The organism is Flavobacterium wongokense (assembly GCF_021608265.1).
Taxonomy (GTDB): domain Bacteria; phylum Bacteroidota; class Bacteroidia; order Flavobacteriales; family Flavobacteriaceae; genus Flavobacterium; species Flavobacterium wongokense.
Window position 1 is genome coordinate 697,378 of sequence record NZ_JAKIHP010000001.1, and the last position, 18,367, is coordinate 715,744.

14 protein-coding genes are annotated in these 18,367 nt (G+C 39.3%); 7 read left to right on the plus strand and 7 right to left on the minus strand.

Features of this window, described 5'->3' with window-relative positions; translation table 11 throughout:
* The first annotated feature begins 84 nt into the window (after window positions 1-84).
* From L1S31_RS02860 to L1S31_RS02870, 3 genes are all read left to right on the plus strand, one after another.
* Entirely contained in the window at window positions 85-648 is a 564-nt protein-coding gene (locus L1S31_RS02860) for a hypothetical protein (protein ID WP_236461848.1), read from the plus strand.
* 114 nt (window positions 649-762) lie between these two features.
* A complete protein-coding gene (locus L1S31_RS02865) occupies window positions 763-1,890 on the plus strand; it encodes a helix-turn-helix domain-containing protein (protein ID WP_236461851.1) in 1,128 nt (375 codons plus the stop codon).
* A 173-nt stretch (window positions 1,891-2,063) separates the two neighbouring features.
* Window positions 2,064-4,487, plus strand: a complete 2,424-nt coding sequence (locus L1S31_RS02870) for a T9SS type A sorting domain-containing protein (protein ID WP_236461854.1) — start codon at window positions 2,064-2,066, stop codon at window positions 4,485-4,487.
* Window positions 4,488-4,536: 49 nt separating this feature from the next.
* Here the strand turns inward: L1S31_RS02870 and L1S31_RS02875 are convergent, their stop codons facing one another.
* Both L1S31_RS02875 and L1S31_RS02880 read right to left on the minus strand, forming a co-directional pair.
* Complete coding sequence (locus L1S31_RS02875) at window positions 4,537-4,893, minus strand: hypothetical protein (protein ID WP_236461857.1); 357 nt, start codon at window positions 4,891-4,893, stop codon at window positions 4,537-4,539.
* Entirely contained in the window at window positions 4,886-5,860 is a 975-nt protein-coding gene (locus L1S31_RS02880; protein ID WP_236461860.1) for a polyprenyl synthetase family protein, read from the minus strand. The genes L1S31_RS02875 and L1S31_RS02880 overlap by 8 nt, the downstream gene beginning before the upstream one ends.
* A gap of 173 nt (window positions 5,861-6,033) precedes the next feature.
* On the opposite strand from L1S31_RS02880, the gene L1S31_RS02885 reads away from it, so the two are divergent.
* From L1S31_RS02885 to L1S31_RS02900, 4 genes are read left to right on the plus strand one after another with little or no spacing between them, the layout of a single operon-like run.
* Window positions 6,034-6,630 (plus strand): TetR/AcrR family transcriptional regulator, encoded by a 597-nt coding sequence (locus L1S31_RS02885; protein WP_236461863.1) that lies wholly within the window; start codon window positions 6,034-6,036, stop codon window positions 6,628-6,630.
* Window positions 6,631-6,640: 10 nt separating this feature from the next.
* Window positions 6,641-7,963: a TolC family protein gene (locus L1S31_RS02890; RefSeq protein ID WP_236461866.1), complete on the plus strand. Its 1,323-nt coding sequence runs from the start codon at window positions 6,641-6,643 to the stop codon at window positions 7,961-7,963.
* Between the two features lie 10 nt (window positions 7,964-7,973).
* Window positions 7,974-9,113 (plus strand): efflux RND transporter periplasmic adaptor subunit, encoded by a 1,140-nt coding sequence (locus tag L1S31_RS02895; RefSeq protein ID WP_236461868.1) that lies wholly within the window; start codon window positions 7,974-7,976, stop codon window positions 9,111-9,113.
* A 21-nt stretch (window positions 9,114-9,134) separates the two neighbouring features.
* Window positions 9,135-12,611 (plus strand): efflux RND transporter permease subunit, encoded by a 3,477-nt coding sequence (locus tag L1S31_RS02900; RefSeq protein WP_236461871.1) that lies wholly within the window; start codon window positions 9,135-9,137, stop codon window positions 12,609-12,611.
* 51 nt (window positions 12,612-12,662) lie between these two features.
* Here the strand turns inward: L1S31_RS02900 and L1S31_RS02905 are convergent, their stop codons facing one another.
* From L1S31_RS02905 to L1S31_RS02925, 5 genes are all read right to left on the minus strand, one after another.
* Window positions 12,663-13,418 carry a phosphatase PAP2 family protein gene (locus L1S31_RS02905; protein WP_236461874.1) on the minus strand — a complete coding sequence of 252 codons (756 nt, stop codon included), beginning with the start codon at window positions 13,416-13,418 and terminating at the stop codon, window positions 12,663-12,665.
* 95 nt (window positions 13,419-13,513) lie between these two features.
* A complete protein-coding gene (locus L1S31_RS02910; protein WP_236461877.1) occupies window positions 13,514-15,478 on the minus strand; it encodes an LTA synthase family protein in 1,965 nt (654 codons plus the stop codon).
* Between the two features lie 83 nt (window positions 15,479-15,561).
* Window positions 15,562-16,308, minus strand: coding sequence for a COG4705 family protein (locus L1S31_RS02915; RefSeq protein WP_236461881.1), 747 nt, complete (start codon window positions 16,306-16,308; stop codon window positions 15,562-15,564).
* A 52-nt stretch (window positions 16,309-16,360) separates the two neighbouring features.
* Window positions 16,361-17,629, minus strand: a complete 1,269-nt coding sequence (locus tag L1S31_RS02920; RefSeq protein ID WP_236461884.1) for a sensor histidine kinase — start codon at window positions 17,627-17,629, stop codon at window positions 16,361-16,363.
* Window positions 17,622-18,299 (minus strand): response regulator transcription factor, encoded by a 678-nt coding sequence (locus L1S31_RS02925; RefSeq protein WP_236461886.1) that lies wholly within the window; start codon window positions 18,297-18,299, stop codon window positions 17,622-17,624. Before L1S31_RS02925 ends, L1S31_RS02920 begins: the two co-directional genes overlap by 8 nt.
* Window positions 18,300-18,367: the final 68 nt, after the last annotated feature.

Genomic DNA, 18,367 nt, shown 5'->3' on the forward strand with positions numbered 1-18,367 from the left:
ATAGTTTGGCAAAAGTACAATAATTGGTAGAAATTAATAATTATTTTAGATACTTTTATGCTTATTAAAACATAAAGAAAACAAATGATGAAATCCTCACTTTTAGATAGCAATTTCAAAACGGTTTTCCTGTTTCTCATTTTAGCTTTTCCGGCTTCATTCTATGCACAGGATGCGCCAAATGAAACTCCGTTGCCTAAGGCAAAAACCGGCGCTTTCTGGGAAAATGTAAGTTTTGGTGGCAGCCTGGGGTTATCCATCAGCAACGATTACACCGACATACTGGTGGCTCCGAGTGCGATTTATAATTTCAACGACTATTTTGCTTTTGGCGCCGGCCTGCAATACAGCAACCTGAAGCAAAAGGATTATTATTCCTCCAATGTCTATGGTGGAAGCTTAATCGGGATTTATAATCCGATTGAGGCAGTGCAGCTTTCGCTCGAAGTGGAAGAAGTGAATGTCAACAGCAAATACTTTGATTTTGGCAACGATTACAAAAAGAGTTTTTGGAACACCGGTTTGTTTATTGGCGCGGGTTACCGACAGGATAATGTTACTATTGGAGGAAGGGTCAATTTACTTTTTGACGAAGATAAAGATGTTTATGGCAGTGCCTTCATGCCTTTTGTGCGGGTGTATTTATAATCTGGGCGTGCCCTGCCATTGGCAGGTCGGGCTGTTCGCGGTACACGGTACCTGCTTCCATCCCTCACGCTAAAAAATATTTTTCATTTTCCAAAAATTCCTATATTTGGAAGAATGGAAACCACTCAGTATCATTTCAATATCGTTAATAGCATCATCCTTGGAGGAATCATTCAGGGCTTGATTTTTGGTTACATCGTATTTACTTCCAAAAAATACCGCGACACCGCGACATTTCTGCTCGCTACTTTGATTGTAGTATTTTCATTGAATAATCTCAATTACTACTTAGCATCGACCTGGTTAGTTAAGAGCCGATATTTATATGGCATCACCTGGACACCTGGACAACTTATTATGGCGCCACTACTTTATTTTTATGGATTGAAGATACTTTATCCTGAAAAGTCAATCCCGCGAAAGACTATAATTACTTTGGTAACTCCTTTTACACTTGGATTCATAGCAGTAAACACCTTAAAACTGACCCGAAATTACCTTGACCATAAAACCGAGTATTTACTTCTGGAAGGCATCATCGAATTTGTCAGCATCTTTCTGTGTACTTATCTTGTCACTAAACTTCTTTTAAAAACAATTAAAGCAGAACGAAATGAACAGGCCTTTGCTGTTTCAAAAGTATTTCCTAAACTGAGGTGGTTCCGCAATACCTTAATTGCCTTTTTAATCATTTGCCCTATTTGGTTCACTGTAATGGTTATGGTAACTTTTGAACTTGCGCCATATTGGCTTTGGAACATTATATGGATTGCACTTTCTGTAATGATTTATTGGATTGGCCATATCGGTATTTATAAATATGGCGTAACGGAAGAGCGTAAAAAAATCCGGAGCCATACGCTTGACCGCAGCAGTATAGTTGATGTTTCCGATAAAGGCAAAAGCGAACACCTTACACTATTTGAAGATTTGGTCATCAATAAAAAGTATTTCCTTGACCCCGAATTGACTTTGGACAAAATTGCCGACGAACTCAATCTGAGTAAAAGCCATCTTTCAAGATTAATCAATACAGAACTCAAAACCAGCTTTCCGGATTACATCAATCAGCTGCGGATTAAGGAAGCGCAGTATTATTTAAAACATCCTGATTTTTCAAACTATACTTTGGTTGCCATTGGCCTCGAAGCCGGATTTGCATCCAAAACAACCTTCAACAATACTTTCAAAAAAGTAACCGGAATGACGCCGTCGGAATATAAAAATTCCGAGCCGGTTTAATTTTCACACTACTATCTTTTCAAAGCTGAAATTCAGCTAATTTGTTCCAATATACTGCAAAGCGCAATATTCGGAACGTTTGTTTTTGTTGGCAAATCTACTTTTACACTGCCTTCAAAACTGCTTTGCCTGCTGAGCTATAACCGATTTGTAATTTAAAAAACGTTATACTCATGAAAAATTTATTACTCCTTATTTCCTGCCTCACTTTCTTTGCGGCAGAGGCACAAGTCAATGTTTTTACGGGTGCCATAGACACGAGCTGGAACAATCCTAACAATTGGTCTCTTGTAACACTACCCAGCCCTACTATGGATGTTCAGATTTCCAATGGCAAAACAGCCTTACTCAACGTTGATACGAGTATCAATTCCATTCACTTACAAGGTACCGCAGTCTTAATCATCCAGGCGAATATGACTATCGGCACTCTTCAGGAATCAAATTCCGCTCCGCTCTCGATTATCAGTTGGGGAGGCGGAAACATTAGCGGCGGAACCCTAAATATTCTTGGTTTATTGGATATCATACCTGGCGGAAAACAACTTACAGGCGGCGCTGACATAAACCTTACCGGAAGGATGACCCAGGATACAGATTGGGGTATTGACATTGTCGATGGAGATTTCACAGTACAGCCCGAAGGTGTGATTGAACTGATCAACAGCCAACGCAATATCACCGGCTCGGGTTCAGGAAGCCACAGGCTTACTAACTACGGACTGATTAAAAAATTGGGAGCCGGAACCTCTACGATTTCTGCACAGCTTCGGAATTTCGGTACTATTACGGTGCAATCAGGAAATATTAACCTGAGCAATGCTGAAATGGAACTTCATGGCGGAACTTACAACACCGCTTTGGGCACCAGCCTGATATTTGGTGCAACGGAAACACTTTCGGGAACGCTTTCGGGAGACAATCTAGGGGAAATTCATTGGTCGGGAACCATGAATGTACCTGTCACTGCCGAATTTAATTTTTCGGGGAATGGGCTTTTTAACTGGGGAAATGGGCATCTTACTGGGGGCGGAATTTTAATCAATTCGGGATTACTACAGATGACTGGTGCTTATTATGGAACCAAATACATTGAAGGTGGCACAACACTCACCAACAACTCGACCATCGTCATAAATACCGATTGGTCTCTTGACATTACAAATGGAACGCTAAACAACACAGCTAATGGCATTCTGGACTTTCAATTTCCGCATGAAGTGCTTGCAACAGGTACCGGAAGCCATATTCTTAACAATAACGGCCTAATCAAAAAAACGGGACTTGTTTCCAATATCTATATAAGGGCCCAACTTTATAATACCGGAACAATTTCTGCAGAATCGGGTTACATTCATTTTTCAAACCCATTGACCGTGTTTAATGGCGGCACCTACAACGCCTCTGCCGGCAACTATTTGTTTAACGACCAAACTGTTACTTGCTCGGGAACTTTGACTGGTGTCCTTGACGGGAATTTTAACTGGATCTCAGACATCAATGTTCCTGTTGCAGCTACCTTTAATTTCACCGGAAACGGTATAAATAATTGGGCAGCGGGAACCATAAAAGGCGGAGGAATCTTAACGAACGAGGGCATTTTCGAATTTTCTCCGGGTTGGGTCGGCAACCGTTTCATATCCGAATCGACAACTATTAACAATGTCAACACTATAAAAGTTACTTCCGATCAGACCGTTGTCATGAATGGAGGAACAATCACCAATCAGGCAGGTGCAACTTTCGACATTCAAAATCCCGGAGCTCTTTCCGCAGGAACCGGTACCAACATCATCAATAACTTTGGGCTTCTGAAAAAAAGCGCTTCTACTGGGACCTACTCAATCGGTGCAACTATCAACAATACCGGAATCATTCAGGCTGATGCAGGAACATTGCAATTAGGTTCGTTAAACAATACCACAAACGGAATCGTAAAGGGAACAGCCTACATCCAATTGCCAACAGCACCTAATTTCACTAGTGATGGAATCTTTGCTCCTGGGGGCGAACCGGGAACACTTACCATCATTGGCAATTATCAATCAACTGCCAACACAAGATTCAATGTTCAATTATATGGGCTTACGCAAGGAACACAATATGATACTATGCTAATCCAAGGTAATGCTGCTATGGCAGGAACAGTAGTTCCGGAACTTTATTTTGATCCGGCGATAGGCAGTTCTTTCCTTATTGCCAATACCTGGGGTACTATCACTTCATGCAACTTGGCAACTACAGCAACGGCTATTTACAACGGGCAGCAATATACATTTTCTGTAGGCTGTCAGGATGATAATAAAGTAATATTGACATTGACCCAAAAAACACTGGCCAATGAAGAATTTATTCCATTGGAAAGACAAATTGTTTTGGCTCCAAATCCGGCTAAAAATTTCATTTTAATTACAAATAACAGTAATGTATTATTAAACGAAGCCCTGATTTCAGATGCTTCAGGAAGGATTATCCAGCTTTTTAAACTGGATAACAATGACAACCAAATTGACCTTACAGGTTATTCAGCAGGAATATACTTTATGAAAGTTAATTCAGCTGAAGGCAGTGTTGTCAAACGTTTTATCGTGGAGTAATACGTTTTTTTTATTTTGGAAGAGCCTTGCTTACGCAGGGCTTTTTCTTTTAGTACCGATTTCGGAACCATACTTTCATCCATTCCCTTTTTAAAACCAGGAAAGCAATTTGCTCCGAAAGTTCGACCGTATCAGTGCCATCCAATTGTTTGACGGTATCCTCGGGAACGTCGATGATGTAAAGCAAATTCAATAATTCGGCATACTTATACTGAATCAGTCGATAGATTTTTTCATGTAACTGAACCTTTAGTTCATACGGACTGGTGCTTTGAGGGAAATCGATAGCTTCATTGGCAAAGTTGAAATCCTTATTGATTTGGTCAATCAATTTGGAATACAGGTTTTCGTTTTCGGCCTCCGAAAGCAATCCGTCAGTAGTTATGGGCGCAATAAAACTAGACATTTCTGCTCATTAGGTTTTTGGCAAAAGTTTTTAATGTTTCTTTTTTATCAGTGCCGATATTCATTTTTTCCAAAGTCTGTAATGCTTTCAAAGTATACTCTTCGATGGCTTTTTGCGTAGCTGCAGCAGCTCCGGTCTGATTAAAAACTTCTTTTACCGAATTGATTTTATCGGTATTGTCATTGGGCTGAATGGAGAACAAATGCAAAAGCTGCTCTTTTTCATTTGCCGATGCAAATTCCATTGCCTTGAGGTACAAATAGGTTTTCTTATTTTCAATTATATCGCCTCCAACTTGTTTCCCAAAGGTTTCAGGGTCACCAAAAGCATCCAGGTAATCATCCTGCAATTGGAATGCGATGCCTAAATTCAGTCCAAAATCATAAATCAAATTTGCATTTTCATCAGAAGTCTGGGCTACAATTGCTCCCATTTTCATTGCTGCGCCAACCAAAACTGCCGTTTTGCATTCAATCATTTTCAGGTATTCGGGAATGGTAACATCATCACGGGTTTCAAAATCAACATCGTATTGTTGGCCTTCACAGACTTCAAGGGCTGTTTTGCTGAACAGTTTTGCCAGTTCCCTAAAAGTCGCCGGCTCATATCCTTCAAAATACTGATACGCCAAAATCAGCATCGCATCACCCGAAAGGATTCCGGTATTGACATTCCATTTTTCATGAACGGTTTCATTTCCCCTTCGCAAAGGAGCATCATCCATGATGTCGTCATGGATTAGGGAAAAGTTATGAAATACCTCAACAGCTGTCGCTGCAGCCAACGCTTTTTCGCAATCGGCATCAAAAACCTCAGCAGCCATCAGCGTCAAAACCGGACGCAGTCTTTTGCCGCCGAGCGAAAGAATGTAACCAATGGGTTCGTACAAATTATTCGGCTCTTTTTTTAAGGCTAAGGATTTGAAATGAGTATTGACTTTGTCCTGATAATGCGAAATCGCGTGCATGAAAAATATTTTCTGCTAATTTAAGGTATTCTTCCCGCATTACAAAAACGGGTTTTTCAATGTTAAATTTTCGTTAATACTTTGGAAACTATTTTAGTGTTAAAAGTTTCCGTCTTAATTTTGCCTTAAATTTTTAGAAATCCTGTGAAGAGATTCTGACCAAATTCAGAAAAATGAAAGATAAAATCATCAAAAAAGCGACCGACATGTTCTTAAAACTTGGTTTTAAGAGCGTCACCATGGATGATATTGCGTGTGAGATGTGTATTTCCAAAAAAACCATTTACAAATATTTCAGCAATAAGGAAACGCTGATTGAAGAAGGAACTGAAGTCATCCATCAAAAAATACATGCGCTTATGGAAGAAGTGATTGCACAAAATCACAACGCCATTGCCGAAAATTTCCAAATGCGCGAAATGTTCAAACAAATGTTCCAATCCTTTGACCATTCTCCGGCTTATCAGCTCAAAAAGCATTATCCTGAGATTTATGATAAAATGATCTGCAACGAGATTGAAGACTGCAGCCAGATGTTCCGCCAGAATATCGAAAAAGGGATTGCTGAAGGTTTGTACCGCAAGGAAACCGATGTTGAAGCTGCCGTAAAATTTTATTACACGCTCATCTTTTCCATCAATGAAAATACGATGATGGAGAAAGATGCTTATGAACTCGAAGCCAAAGCCCTCGAATACCACACCAGAGCCATTGGAACTCCGGAAGGGATTTTAGAATTACAGAAACAACAACTCATTCACAATACTTAAACATCAATCCATGAAAAAGAACCTATTATTAATCGCTCTAATGCTTGTTGGTCTTTTGCAGGCGCAGGACAAAAAGGAAAGCTACTCTTTCAGCCTGCAGCAAGCTATTGACCACGCAATTCAGCACAATTATTCGTCAATCAATGCCCAAAGGGATATTGATAAGGCAAAACAGAAAAAATGGGAAACCACTGCAACGGGTTTACCACAAATAAGTGGTGTTGGAAGCTACAACAATAATTTCCAGATTCAGCAGAATCAGTTTACTGTTAATGGCGAAACCACAACCATTCAATTTGGAAGCTATAATTCTGCTGACGGCAGTTTAAGGTTAAACCAATTAATCTTTGACGGTTCCTATATTGTTGCACTACAGGCATCCAAAACCTATTTGAGGTATTACGAAAATGCCAAGCAAAAAACCAATACCGAAATCCGGGAAATGGTGATCAATGCCTACGGAAATGTCCTGCTTGCTGAAGAAAGCGTTGCAATCCTTGAAAAAAACAAAACAACTTTGTCAAAAACCCTTGGTGACACTCAGGAAACCTTTAAAAATGGTTTGATTGAAGAAGAAAATGTAGAGCAGCTTCAAATTACATTGGCTTCCGTAAACAGCAGCCTTAACAATGCAAAAAGATTAAAGGATGTTGCCCTCAAAATGCTAAAATTCGCATTGGGGATGGACATCAATGACGATTTGACACTGACTGATAAATTGGACAACCTGACCATGTCTAATTTGGATTTGGCTTTTAGCAAAGGAGATTTTGCCGTTACAAATAATATTAATTATCAGATTGCCCAAAACTTCAAGGAACAACGTTCGTTAGAATTGAAATTGGAAAAAAGCAAAGCATTGCCTTCCTTATCAGCTGGTTTAAACTATGGATACAATGCCTTCAACAATAAATTCAAACTTTTTTCACCAGATCAAAAATGGTATAATTATTCCGGTCTTGCTGTAAACCTAAATGTGCCGATTTTCAGCAGCTTTGGAAGGCACGCTAAAACACAACAGGCTAAAATTGCTTTGGAGCAAGCCAAAACACAGCTTACCCAAACCGAACAGCAATTGAAATTGGAATACGAAAAAGCCAAAAGCGAATATGAATTTGCTGTGGAAGAATATTCAACATCCAAAAGTAATTTAACCCTTGCGGAACGCATCGAAAGAAAGCAACAAATCAAGTTTACCGAAGGTTTGTCCTCGAGCTTTGATTTCAGTGAAGCACAAAGGCAATTGTATACCGCACAACAAAATTACCTGCAGTCGATGGTGAATGTCATCAACAAGAAAGCTGCTTTAGAAAAAATAATAAACAACAACTAATCTAACACAAATGAAGAAATTAATCATATTATCAGCACTATCACTAGTACTTTTTGCATGTTCCAAAGGAGGAAACACACAAAGTATCGACGATTTAATCAAGACAAAAAACGTTAAGGCGTTAAACGAAAAGAAAACCGAACTTCAGGCAGAAATTGCCAAAATTGAAGCCGGTTTGGCATCTTTGGATGTAAAAACAGAAGAAGCATTGGTTTCGGTTTTAACGGTAAAGGATACTGTTTTCAATCATTATCTTGACATTCAGGGAAATGTTGATACCAAAGAAAACATTTTAATCCAGCCTGAATTCAACGGAACTTTGACTTCATTGACGGTTAAAGCTGGTGACCGCGTTTCTAAAGGGCAAATCCTTGGAAGAGTAGACGATGCCGGAATGAGCCAGCAATTGGCAAGTGCGCAGAATCAATACAATTTGGCTAAAACCACATTCGAAAGGCAAAAAAATCTTTGGGATAAAAAGATTGGTTCTGAAATCCAGTATCTACAGGCGCAGACCCAAATGGTTTCTGCCCAAAAACAGGTTGCCCAAATCAATGCACAGTTATCAAAAACAGTTATCCGCGCTCCATTTACCGGAACAATCGACGAAGTCTTTGCAGAAAAAGGACAGGTTGTAGGGCCAAGTGCTACAGGCTTGATGCGTATCGTAAACCTTGGGAACATGTATGTTTCAACTTCCATTCCTGAAACCTATATCGGGAAATTGAAGGTTGGTGATCAGGTTGATGTTTTCCTGACTTCATTAGGGAAAACCTATAAAGGAAAAGTACGTCAGGTTGGAAATTTCATCAATCCAAACAACAGAACCTTCGGGATTGAGGTAAGCGTTCCCAACCCGGAAAACCTATTGCGCCCGAATCAGGTTGCGAAACTTAAAATCATTGATTATGTAAGTAAAGATGCTATTGTGGTTCCAACGAATGTAATTCAGGAAGATGGAAAAGGTGATAAATATGTTTACGTTGTTGAAGGAAGCAACGGAAAAACCGGAACTGCCAAGAAAGTTATTGTTACTGTTGGAAAATCATCGGATAACGTTACCGAAATCGTCAGCGGTTTATCGGCAAATGACATCATAGTTACAGAAGGTGTGAATACCATTTCTAACGGAATGAAATTGAATTTCTAATAAAAGTCTAAACCAATAAAGATGTCACATCAAAGTAAAGAATTCAGCATATCAAGTTGGGCCGTCGACAACCGCGTCACGGTATACATCCTGACTTTTTTAGTAGTAATCACAGGTTTGATTGCTTATACGACAATGCCAAGGGAAGATTTCCCTGAAATCATTGAAAACAAAATTTACATTTCATCCGTTTTCCCGGGAAACTCGGCTGAAGATGTGGAAAAATTAATCATAAAGCCCCTCGAGAAGGAAATCAAGAACATCAGTGGCGTTGAAAAGGTAACCTCGAGTTCGTTCCAGGATTACGGAATGATCATCGTTGAGTTTGCCGATAAAATTACGGTTGAAGAAGCCAAAATAAGGATTAAGGACAAGGTTGACATTGTAAAAGCTGACACCGATTGGCCAAACCTCGACAATGGAAGCAAGGTCGAACCCAACACCTTTGACCTTAACATTTCTGAGGAAGTTCCGATTTTGAACATCAACATGCAGGGGAATTATACCACGCAGCAGTTGAAGGATTATGGTAAAAAACTACAGGATGACATTGAGGAAATTCCTGAGGTTAAAAAAGTGGAAATCCTTGGAGTTGATGACAAGGAAGTAGAAATTGCCGTTGACATTTTCAAAATGACAGCAGCTCAGGTTTCCTTTGATGATATCCAAAATGCCGTACAGTCTGAGAACATGACGCTTTCGGGCGGAAACCTGACTTCCCAAGGTTCGAGGAATAACATTCGAATCGTTGGTGAAATCAAAGATCCAAAGGAACTTGAAAATGTAATTGTAAAACACAATGGTGGGGTTGTTTACTTAAAAGACATTGCCACCGTTGCCTTCAAGGAAAAGGAAAAAACAACCTATGCCCGTGAAAGAGGCGAAGAAGTGGTGATGCTTAACGTAAAGAAACGTTCGAGCCAAAACATGATTTCGGCAATTGAACAGGTAAAGGAAAAAATCAAGAAAGCACAGGAAGATTATCTGCCAAAAGACTTGAAATTAAAACTGACCAACGACCAGTCTTCGCGTGTTGAACACCAGGTTGACGAATTGTCAAACCACATCATTTTCGGTATCGTACTGGTAATGATTGTACTAATGTTTACGATGGGATTGCGTAATTCCTTATTTGTCGGAGCCGCAATTCCGCTATCAATGCTGATTGCGTTTACTATACTTTCGGCATTGGGCTTAACGCTGAATACAATGGTATTGTTCGGATTGGTAATGGGATTGGGAATGCTTGTTGACGACGGTATTGTGGTAGTCGATAACGTATTTGCCAATATGAAAAAGGGAATGCCTCGCGTCCAGGCATCCAAAATTGGTATTGGAGAAATTGCATGGCCGGTTATTTCCTCGACGGCAACCACGCTGATGGCATTTTTACCATTCGCGCTTTGGCCAGGAACCATGGGTAAATTCATGATTTATTTCCCAATGACGCTTTCGATTACGCTGAGTGCATCCTTATTTGTGGCAATGGTTATCAACGCTGCAATGACTGGAGGTTCTATGGATATTGAAGACAAAAACGTAACCAACAAATCAGCCAAGACTTACTCTATTGTTTTAGCAATAGTTGCAGTGATCTTTATATTGATTGGTAATCTTAATGATTCGAAACTGGCAAGGGCAATTGGGCATCTAGCTGTAATTTCCTTAGGATTGATGTGGCTTTACAAATGGAGGTTGTACCAATGGACTCAAGATTTCCAGCATAGTTTCTTTCCAAGGATGGAGAAAAAATACCAAAGCTTTTTGGCTAAAATCCTAACCGGAAGAAATGCGTGGTTTGCTTTGGCAACGATCATTGGAATGTTGTTCCTGTCCTTTATTTTGGTTGGTGTATTCCCACGAAAAGTATTGTTCTTCCCGGATAATATCCCGAATCAGGTAATTGCTTATGTCGAATATCCGCAGGGAACAGACATCGAGAAAACAAATAAGGCAACCTTATTTGTGGAAAACCAGGTCATCAACATCATGAAAAAATATGTTGATCCAAAAACAAATGAAAACTATTTGGCCGAAAGCATTGTTTCCCAGGTTGGTGTCGGTGCCGGAAATCCGAATGTGGATGCAGGTTCGCAATCCGAAACACCATTTAAAGGAAAAGTAACCATCAATTTCTCTGAGTTCAAATTCCGACGCGGCATCAATACTTCTGATATTTTAGAGGAAATCCGTAGCAAGGTTAAAGGAATTGCAGGTGCAAAAGTTACGGTTGAAAAAGATGCCAATGGTCCGCCAGCAGGTTATCCGATTAGTGTGCAGCTCACAGGTTCTGCCGGAACGGATTATGACGAAATGTTGAAGGAAGCTGATAAGATGATTGCGTTTATTGACAGTAAAAACATTCCGGGAATTGAGCGTTTGAGTGTCGATGTAAACAAGGAAAGCCCGGAACTTGAGGTAAAGGTTGACCGTGTAAATGCAGGAAGCGTTGGCGTTTCTACAGGACAATTAGGTTTCAACCTGCGTCGTTCGGTTTACGGACAGGAAATCTCGACATATAAGGAAGGCGATGACGATTACAACATCGTTGTCCGAATGCAGGAAGACCAGCGTAAAAATGAAAACACGCTTTTCAATCAGTCGATAACTTTTAGGAACCAAAGCAACGGACAGATTGTTCAGGTTCCGATTTCAGCGGTTTCACAAACTGAGAAAAAGGATACCTACAACCAGGTTAAGAGAAAAAATTACAAACGAATAATGACTGTTTATTCCAATGTACTAACTGGTTATAATGCTGATGAAATTACCAAGCAGATCGCAACAGAGTTAAACGGGTATGAGCTGCCTAAGGGCATTTCGTATTCATTCTCCGGTGTTCAGGAAGAACAGGGCAAAAACCAAAGCTTCCTTCTGTATGCCTTATTCCTTGCGATGGCAGGAATCACGATTATCATCGTACTACAGTTTAATTCGGTTTCAAAAACTATTGTGATTCTGTTCACGGTATTGCTGAGTTTCAGTGGTGTGTTCTATGGTTATGTCATTGCCAATATGGATTTTGTCATCCTGATGACGATGATGGGAATCATATCGTTGGCTGGAATTGTAGTGAAGAACGGAATTGTATTAATGGATTTCTTCGTGCTTCTTTTGGATAAAAAAGTTGCCGATAAAGGAGTGGAATCGCACAATGATTTGACCCTGGATGAAATCAAAGGCGTAATCATAGAAAGTGGAAAATCACGTTTAAGACCGGTTTTATTGACGGCATTGACAGCTGTTCTCGGATTGATTCCGTTGGCGGTTGGAATCAACTTCGATTTCTTCGGATTGGTAACCGATTTGAATCCGCACTTCTTCGTAGGTGGTGACAACGTTATCTTCTGGGGACCATTGGCATGGACCATCATTTTCGGATTGACTTATGCTACAGTATTAACGTTGGTAATGGTTCCGGTAATGTTCTTCTTGGTGAAACGAACCAAATATTGGTTACGTGACCGAAGAAACAGGAATGTAAATGCAGAAGCATAATTTCAAATAAATATTTTAGAAAAGCCCGATATAAAAGTATCGGGCTTTGTTTTAAAAAGTCCTTACAAACCCAATCCCCAATTGCTTTCCATTGTAAAAAGGAGCGATTGACGAAACGCTGTTTCCTTCTTTTGACCTGAATATCTTTTCCTGAATCCATGGATTGATCCAATAGGCCACTTTGGTGCTCAGGATTCCTATTCCGGCTCCAGCCGCAACATCGGTAAGCCAGTGTTTGTTATTGTAAATCCGGAAAAGCCCTGTTCCTGTTGCAACCAGATAACCTGAAATCCCATACCAAACGGAAACATCCTTATATTCCTGCCAAAGGAATTCAGCTCCGGCAAAGGCAGTTGCGGTATGGCCAGAAGGAAAGGAGTTATAATCCGTGCCATCTGGTCTTTTTTCCTTTATAGTCGATTTGAGCCCCATGACTGTTGCCGACATCAATAAATAGGAAGTCCCCATGATGATGGTTCGGTCCCTAAAATTGTGTTTGCCTTTGATACCAATGGCATTCAATCCGTAAACTGATGCAGCCGGAAGGTATTGTGAAAAATCATCAATGGTGAGTTTGTTGTCAATGTCTTCATTTACTTCTGACCTTATCTGTTGGTTAAAGGACAACAATTGATCATTACCAAGGCCAATGACTCCATAGCTGATTAAAGCTCCGGGTATAATCAGCTGTTTGAATTTGAATTTATGGGTGCTGTCTAAAGTATCTGTCTTTAGACTGTCTTTTTCTGTTTCCTGTGCGCAGGCAGTACTTACCACCGCAATTGCGATTAAAAATGTTCTTAGCATAACAAACTAATTTAAAGTTGGTGAATTTTAAACGTAGTGTTATGCCATACGATTTTTATTGGTGTTTATTAGGATTTGATTGTTTTCGTCAAAGACTATTTTAGCAATTTATTGGTAAATAAATAATCGGCGGTTTGGTACCATGAAATGGTTTCTTCAAGGAATGATTTCTCAATCGGAAGTGGTTTCAAACTATTATCTGATTTATTCCAGGTATAAAAAGCCTGTTTTTTCTGGTCGGACAAAATCATCGCTTTGTTTTTCTTCATCAATACCAATTTCCTGTAAGTTCCCAAAAGAGCGCGTTCCTCAAAACTATCGCTTAGTACATTCCTGCCAAAGAAATCACTTTGATAGGTCCAGTTTTGCGTTGCAAAAAACGTTGGGAAAACGTCAATTTGAGAGCATTGCTTTTTCACCTTGTGGTTGTATTCGGCCGGAAGGTTTACAACAAATGCCGGAATGTGGTAATTGGCAATGTCAACCTCATCCTTACCTGCGCTGCTCGCGCAATGGTCGGCGATGATGATGAAAATCGTGTTGTTGAACCAAGGTTTGCTTTTGGCTTTTTCAAACATATGTTTCAAAGCATAATCGGTATACTTTACGGCTCCTTCCCTGCTTGTTCCCGAAGGAATGTCAATCGCATTATCAGGATAAGTGTAAGGCCTGTGGTTGGACGTTGTCATCACAAAATTGAAGAACAGCTGATTTTTATTGTAATGTTCGTCCGCGACTTTCATCATTTTGTTAAAGATATCCTCATCGCAGATTCCCCAGGCATTCTCAAAAGTCACTTCATCATCAGTGATATTGTTTCGCGTGGTTTTAATATCATCGCTCAGCACACTTCCGCGCCCACGATCATAAATGGTAAAACCATTTCCACCAAAATAAGAATTCATATTATCAAAATAACCATCGCCACCGTAAAAGAAATTATTGGTATATCCCTTTTCCTTAAACACATTGGAAATCGTATAGAGATTATGGTTATCCGGGCGTTTTACAATACTTTGCCCTGGCGTTGGCGGAATTGACAAAGTCATGGCTTCCATTCCACGAACCGTTCTCGTTCCTGTGGCATAGAGGTTGTCAAAAAACATGCTTTTCTGGGCGAGGCTGTCGAGGAATGGCGTAATGTTTTCCTTGTTGCCAAATTCCTTCATGAAGCTTCCGCTAAGGCTTTCCACCAAAATGAACACTACATTCTTTTTTATAGGTTTTACTGTTGTAGAATCAGAAATCGTTCGGTGGATTGAGAATCCATCTCTTTGAAAACTGCTGTTTGATTCTTTCAATTTATTTCTAACAAGGGCAAATGCTTTTTCATTGTCTATAGAAGTATAAAACTCATCATACTTCATCTGGTTGTTCCTAAAAGCCGCGAAGAAGGAGTAAATCCCCGATTTCGATATTTCGGCATTGTACCTGTTTTTAGACCATTCTGCCTGATTGTTGGTAATAAAAGTGATAAAGAACAGGCAGCTGATAACTCCTATAATTAACAAAGTAATCTTTTGCCTGAAGGTTGCGGTTTGGGTAAATACATTTGTAAAGACATTTCGTTTGTAAAATATAAACAACACCAAAAACGTAATGGCTGAAACCCCAATGATCAATAAAGGCAATGGATACGACTGCTGAATGTTGGCTACAACTTCATGGGTGTAAATCAAATAATCTACCGCAATGAAATTAAAACGGGTTTTGAATTCGTCCCAAAAGGTAAGTTCAGCAAAAAAAGTGAATACCAAAATAAAGGTTCCGAGTGAAGTGAAAAACCATATCAGGATTCTGTCTGCCCAACTTCCTACCCAACGATTTGGAAAAACGAGATAATATAAAATGGATGGAAATAAGATAAAACTAACCGTTCCGATATCAAAAAACAACCCGGTTAAGAGCGTACCCAATACGGTAAAAATGTTCAGCGAAACCTCATCGCGCTGCCATATAAAAAAGATAATGCGAAGGATTTGGGAAACAATCAGGAACCATGCTGTGAATGAGCAGATAAGCGAAAATCTTCCTGTGCAGTTTATTTTTTGAAACTTCATTTTGTCTAATTAAAAGACAAAGGTGAAATCCAATTTAGAAGAAATTCTGAATTATGGATCGAGTGGCCATTTTTATGAAAAGTTTATGGATATTTTCTGGTAAGGGTTGGTCTATTGCTAAGAGTCGAAAAGGTTATTATTACCACTAAAATTACAAACAATATTAACGAAGAGCCAATGGTGCCAAAATTCAGTCCTCCTTTTTCATAGGGTTTGGTAAGTAAATCTCCAAAAGTAGCACCAAACGGTCTGGTTAAAACAAAGGCAGCCCAAAAAAGGACTATTCCTGAAATCCTTGTGAAATAATGCGCCACTATCACCAACATGAGCAGGCTTCCAATTAAGACTGCTCCACCTAAAAAACCTAATCCCGAACTGTCTGCCAGAAAATCTCCTAAAGCTGTACCCAACGTATTCGAAATTAATATGGCAATCCAATAAAACATTTCTCCTCTGAAGGAGCTAATGTTATCAATAGCAACGGATTTTTCTGTTTTTTTCCATATTAAAAACACGGACGCCAAAAGGATAATCAGGATTGAAGCACCTAGTGGGTATCCTAATCCCAAGGTCCTATCCAAAAAATCGGAGAGTGTTGTTCCTGCAGTACTTGTTGCAAGAATGACAAACCAATAAAGCAATGGGATGTATTTAATTGTATTCAACTGCATTATAAGAGTAATGACGAAGAAAGACAACAGGATAAGTGTACTCAATGCATAGCCAATATTCAATGTCATTGAGAATAAATCGCCTGCTGTTTCACCTAACGTTGTAGCACAAATCTTCATTATCCAAAAGGCAATTGTAATTTCCGGAAGCTTTTTCATCTTTTAACCTTAAAAGACAAAATTCAGAAAGGAATTAGTAGGAATTCTGAATTTAGAAACGCACTTCGAAAGTGTGGAGATTATCCTTAAAGAAGTAATCCAGTTTCCAGTTATTGTTGTCTGCAATCCTTTTGATTATTGACAATCCCAGGCCATTTCCTTTTGAAGACGGATTGACTTTGGAAAACCGCTCGAATAATTTATCGGCTTCCAATGATCTTGAATCACCAGTATTGGAGAAAGTAAGGGCATTTTTATCCAAAACAATTATAATGCTTCCATTATTGATATTGTGGTTAATCGCGTTCAGAAAAAGGTTGCGTACTAAAACTTCTGTCAGGAAAAGATTTGCATTCACAATAATATTGGGTTCCAAGCTGGTATTGATGCTGATGTTTTTTGCCATTGCCTGTTCCTGGAAAAAATCCATTTTCTGATTGATAACAGCATTCATCACAAGCTTTTCCGGAATATTGTATTGTTTGCTTTCTATTTTCGACAGCAATAACAAATTAGTGTTGAGTCGGTTTAAACGCGTGGTAGTGTCGTTTAGTTTATCCAATATTTCAAACTGTTCTTCAGTAACATCAGGCCTTTGCAGCAGTGTTTCCAATTTGCCTTTGAAAATTGCAATCGGCGTCTGAAGTTCATGAGCCGCATTTTCTATGAATTCCTTTTGGCTTTTATAGATGAGTGTATTTCTTTCTGCCAGTTTATTCAGTGCTGTATTCAGCCTGTTGAATTCCTCAATGTCATTGGGAGCCAATTTTGGATTGGAGTTTTTATCGATCTCAAAATGTTCAATCTGTTCGAGCGTTTGATAAAAAGGTTTCCAAAGCGTGATTGACAATCTTCTGGTAATGATAAAAAGCCCGGCCAACAGTATAACGATGATGACGGTAAAAATCCCGAGTGTGCTTTTTGCCAATTCATAATTATCTACCAGATTTGCCTTCACTAAAAAAACATACGGCTTATTGTTGATGGTTACCGGTGATTTCAGGATTCGGAAAGGTTCATTATCCTTATCCATGTGATTGTAAACACTTCTTTCATACATGGTGTCTTTTACAATGCCACTCTCATTCTTTTCAATTTGTACATCGCTGCCTAATTTATTGAAAACCGCTATTTCGTCTTCCTTTATTTCCGGAAGATAAAACCTCACAAATTCATCTTTTTGAACCGCTAAGGCTTCATCGGCTTCATGAAGGTAAAGCCACTGGCTGATAAAAAAGAATAACGGAACGCCCAACAACATTACCGCAAGGGAAAACATCATATAGTATCGCAGCGTTTTATTTAATAGTTTTTTAGTCATTCTCCCATTTGTAACCGATGCCATAAACCGATTTGATATAATCGGCACTGCCGGATTCCTTTAGTTTTTTCTTTAGGTTTTTGATGTGTGCGTATACAAAATCATGGTTGTCCAACATGTCGGCCATATCACCTGAAAGATGTTCCGCAATCGCGCTTTTGGACAACACCTTATTTTTATTGCCAATCAGGAATAACAACAAATCGATTTCCTTTTTGGTACAGTCAATTTTTTTGTCTTTTATTTTTACTGATTTGGCTAAGGTATCAATTTCTATTTCATTAAAGGTTATGATGTTGCTGCCATTGAAGTTTTTGCGCCTTACCAAAGACTGTATCCTAACCAACAGTTCCGAAAGGTGGAACGGTTTGGTCAGGTAATCATCGGCACCAAGATTGAATCCTTCGATTTTGGTTTCCAAAGCTTCCTTAGCAGAAATAATGATAACACCATCCGATTTATTTTGCTTTTTCAGCTCCTTCAGGATTGCAAATCCATCACCGTCGGGAAGCATTAGGTCCAATAGGATGCAGTCATAGTCGTATAGGGCAATCTTTTCCAAGGCTGTTTCACAATCATCAGCCATTTCACAAAGGATGTCGTTTGATTTGAGATAGCTTTTAATGCTTGAGGCTATTTCTATTTCGTCTTCAATTACCAAAATTTTCATACTGCAAATTAAGAAAACGATTCTGAATGCAAATTGAAATTCGGATTTTATTCTTGACGGTTTGCAGC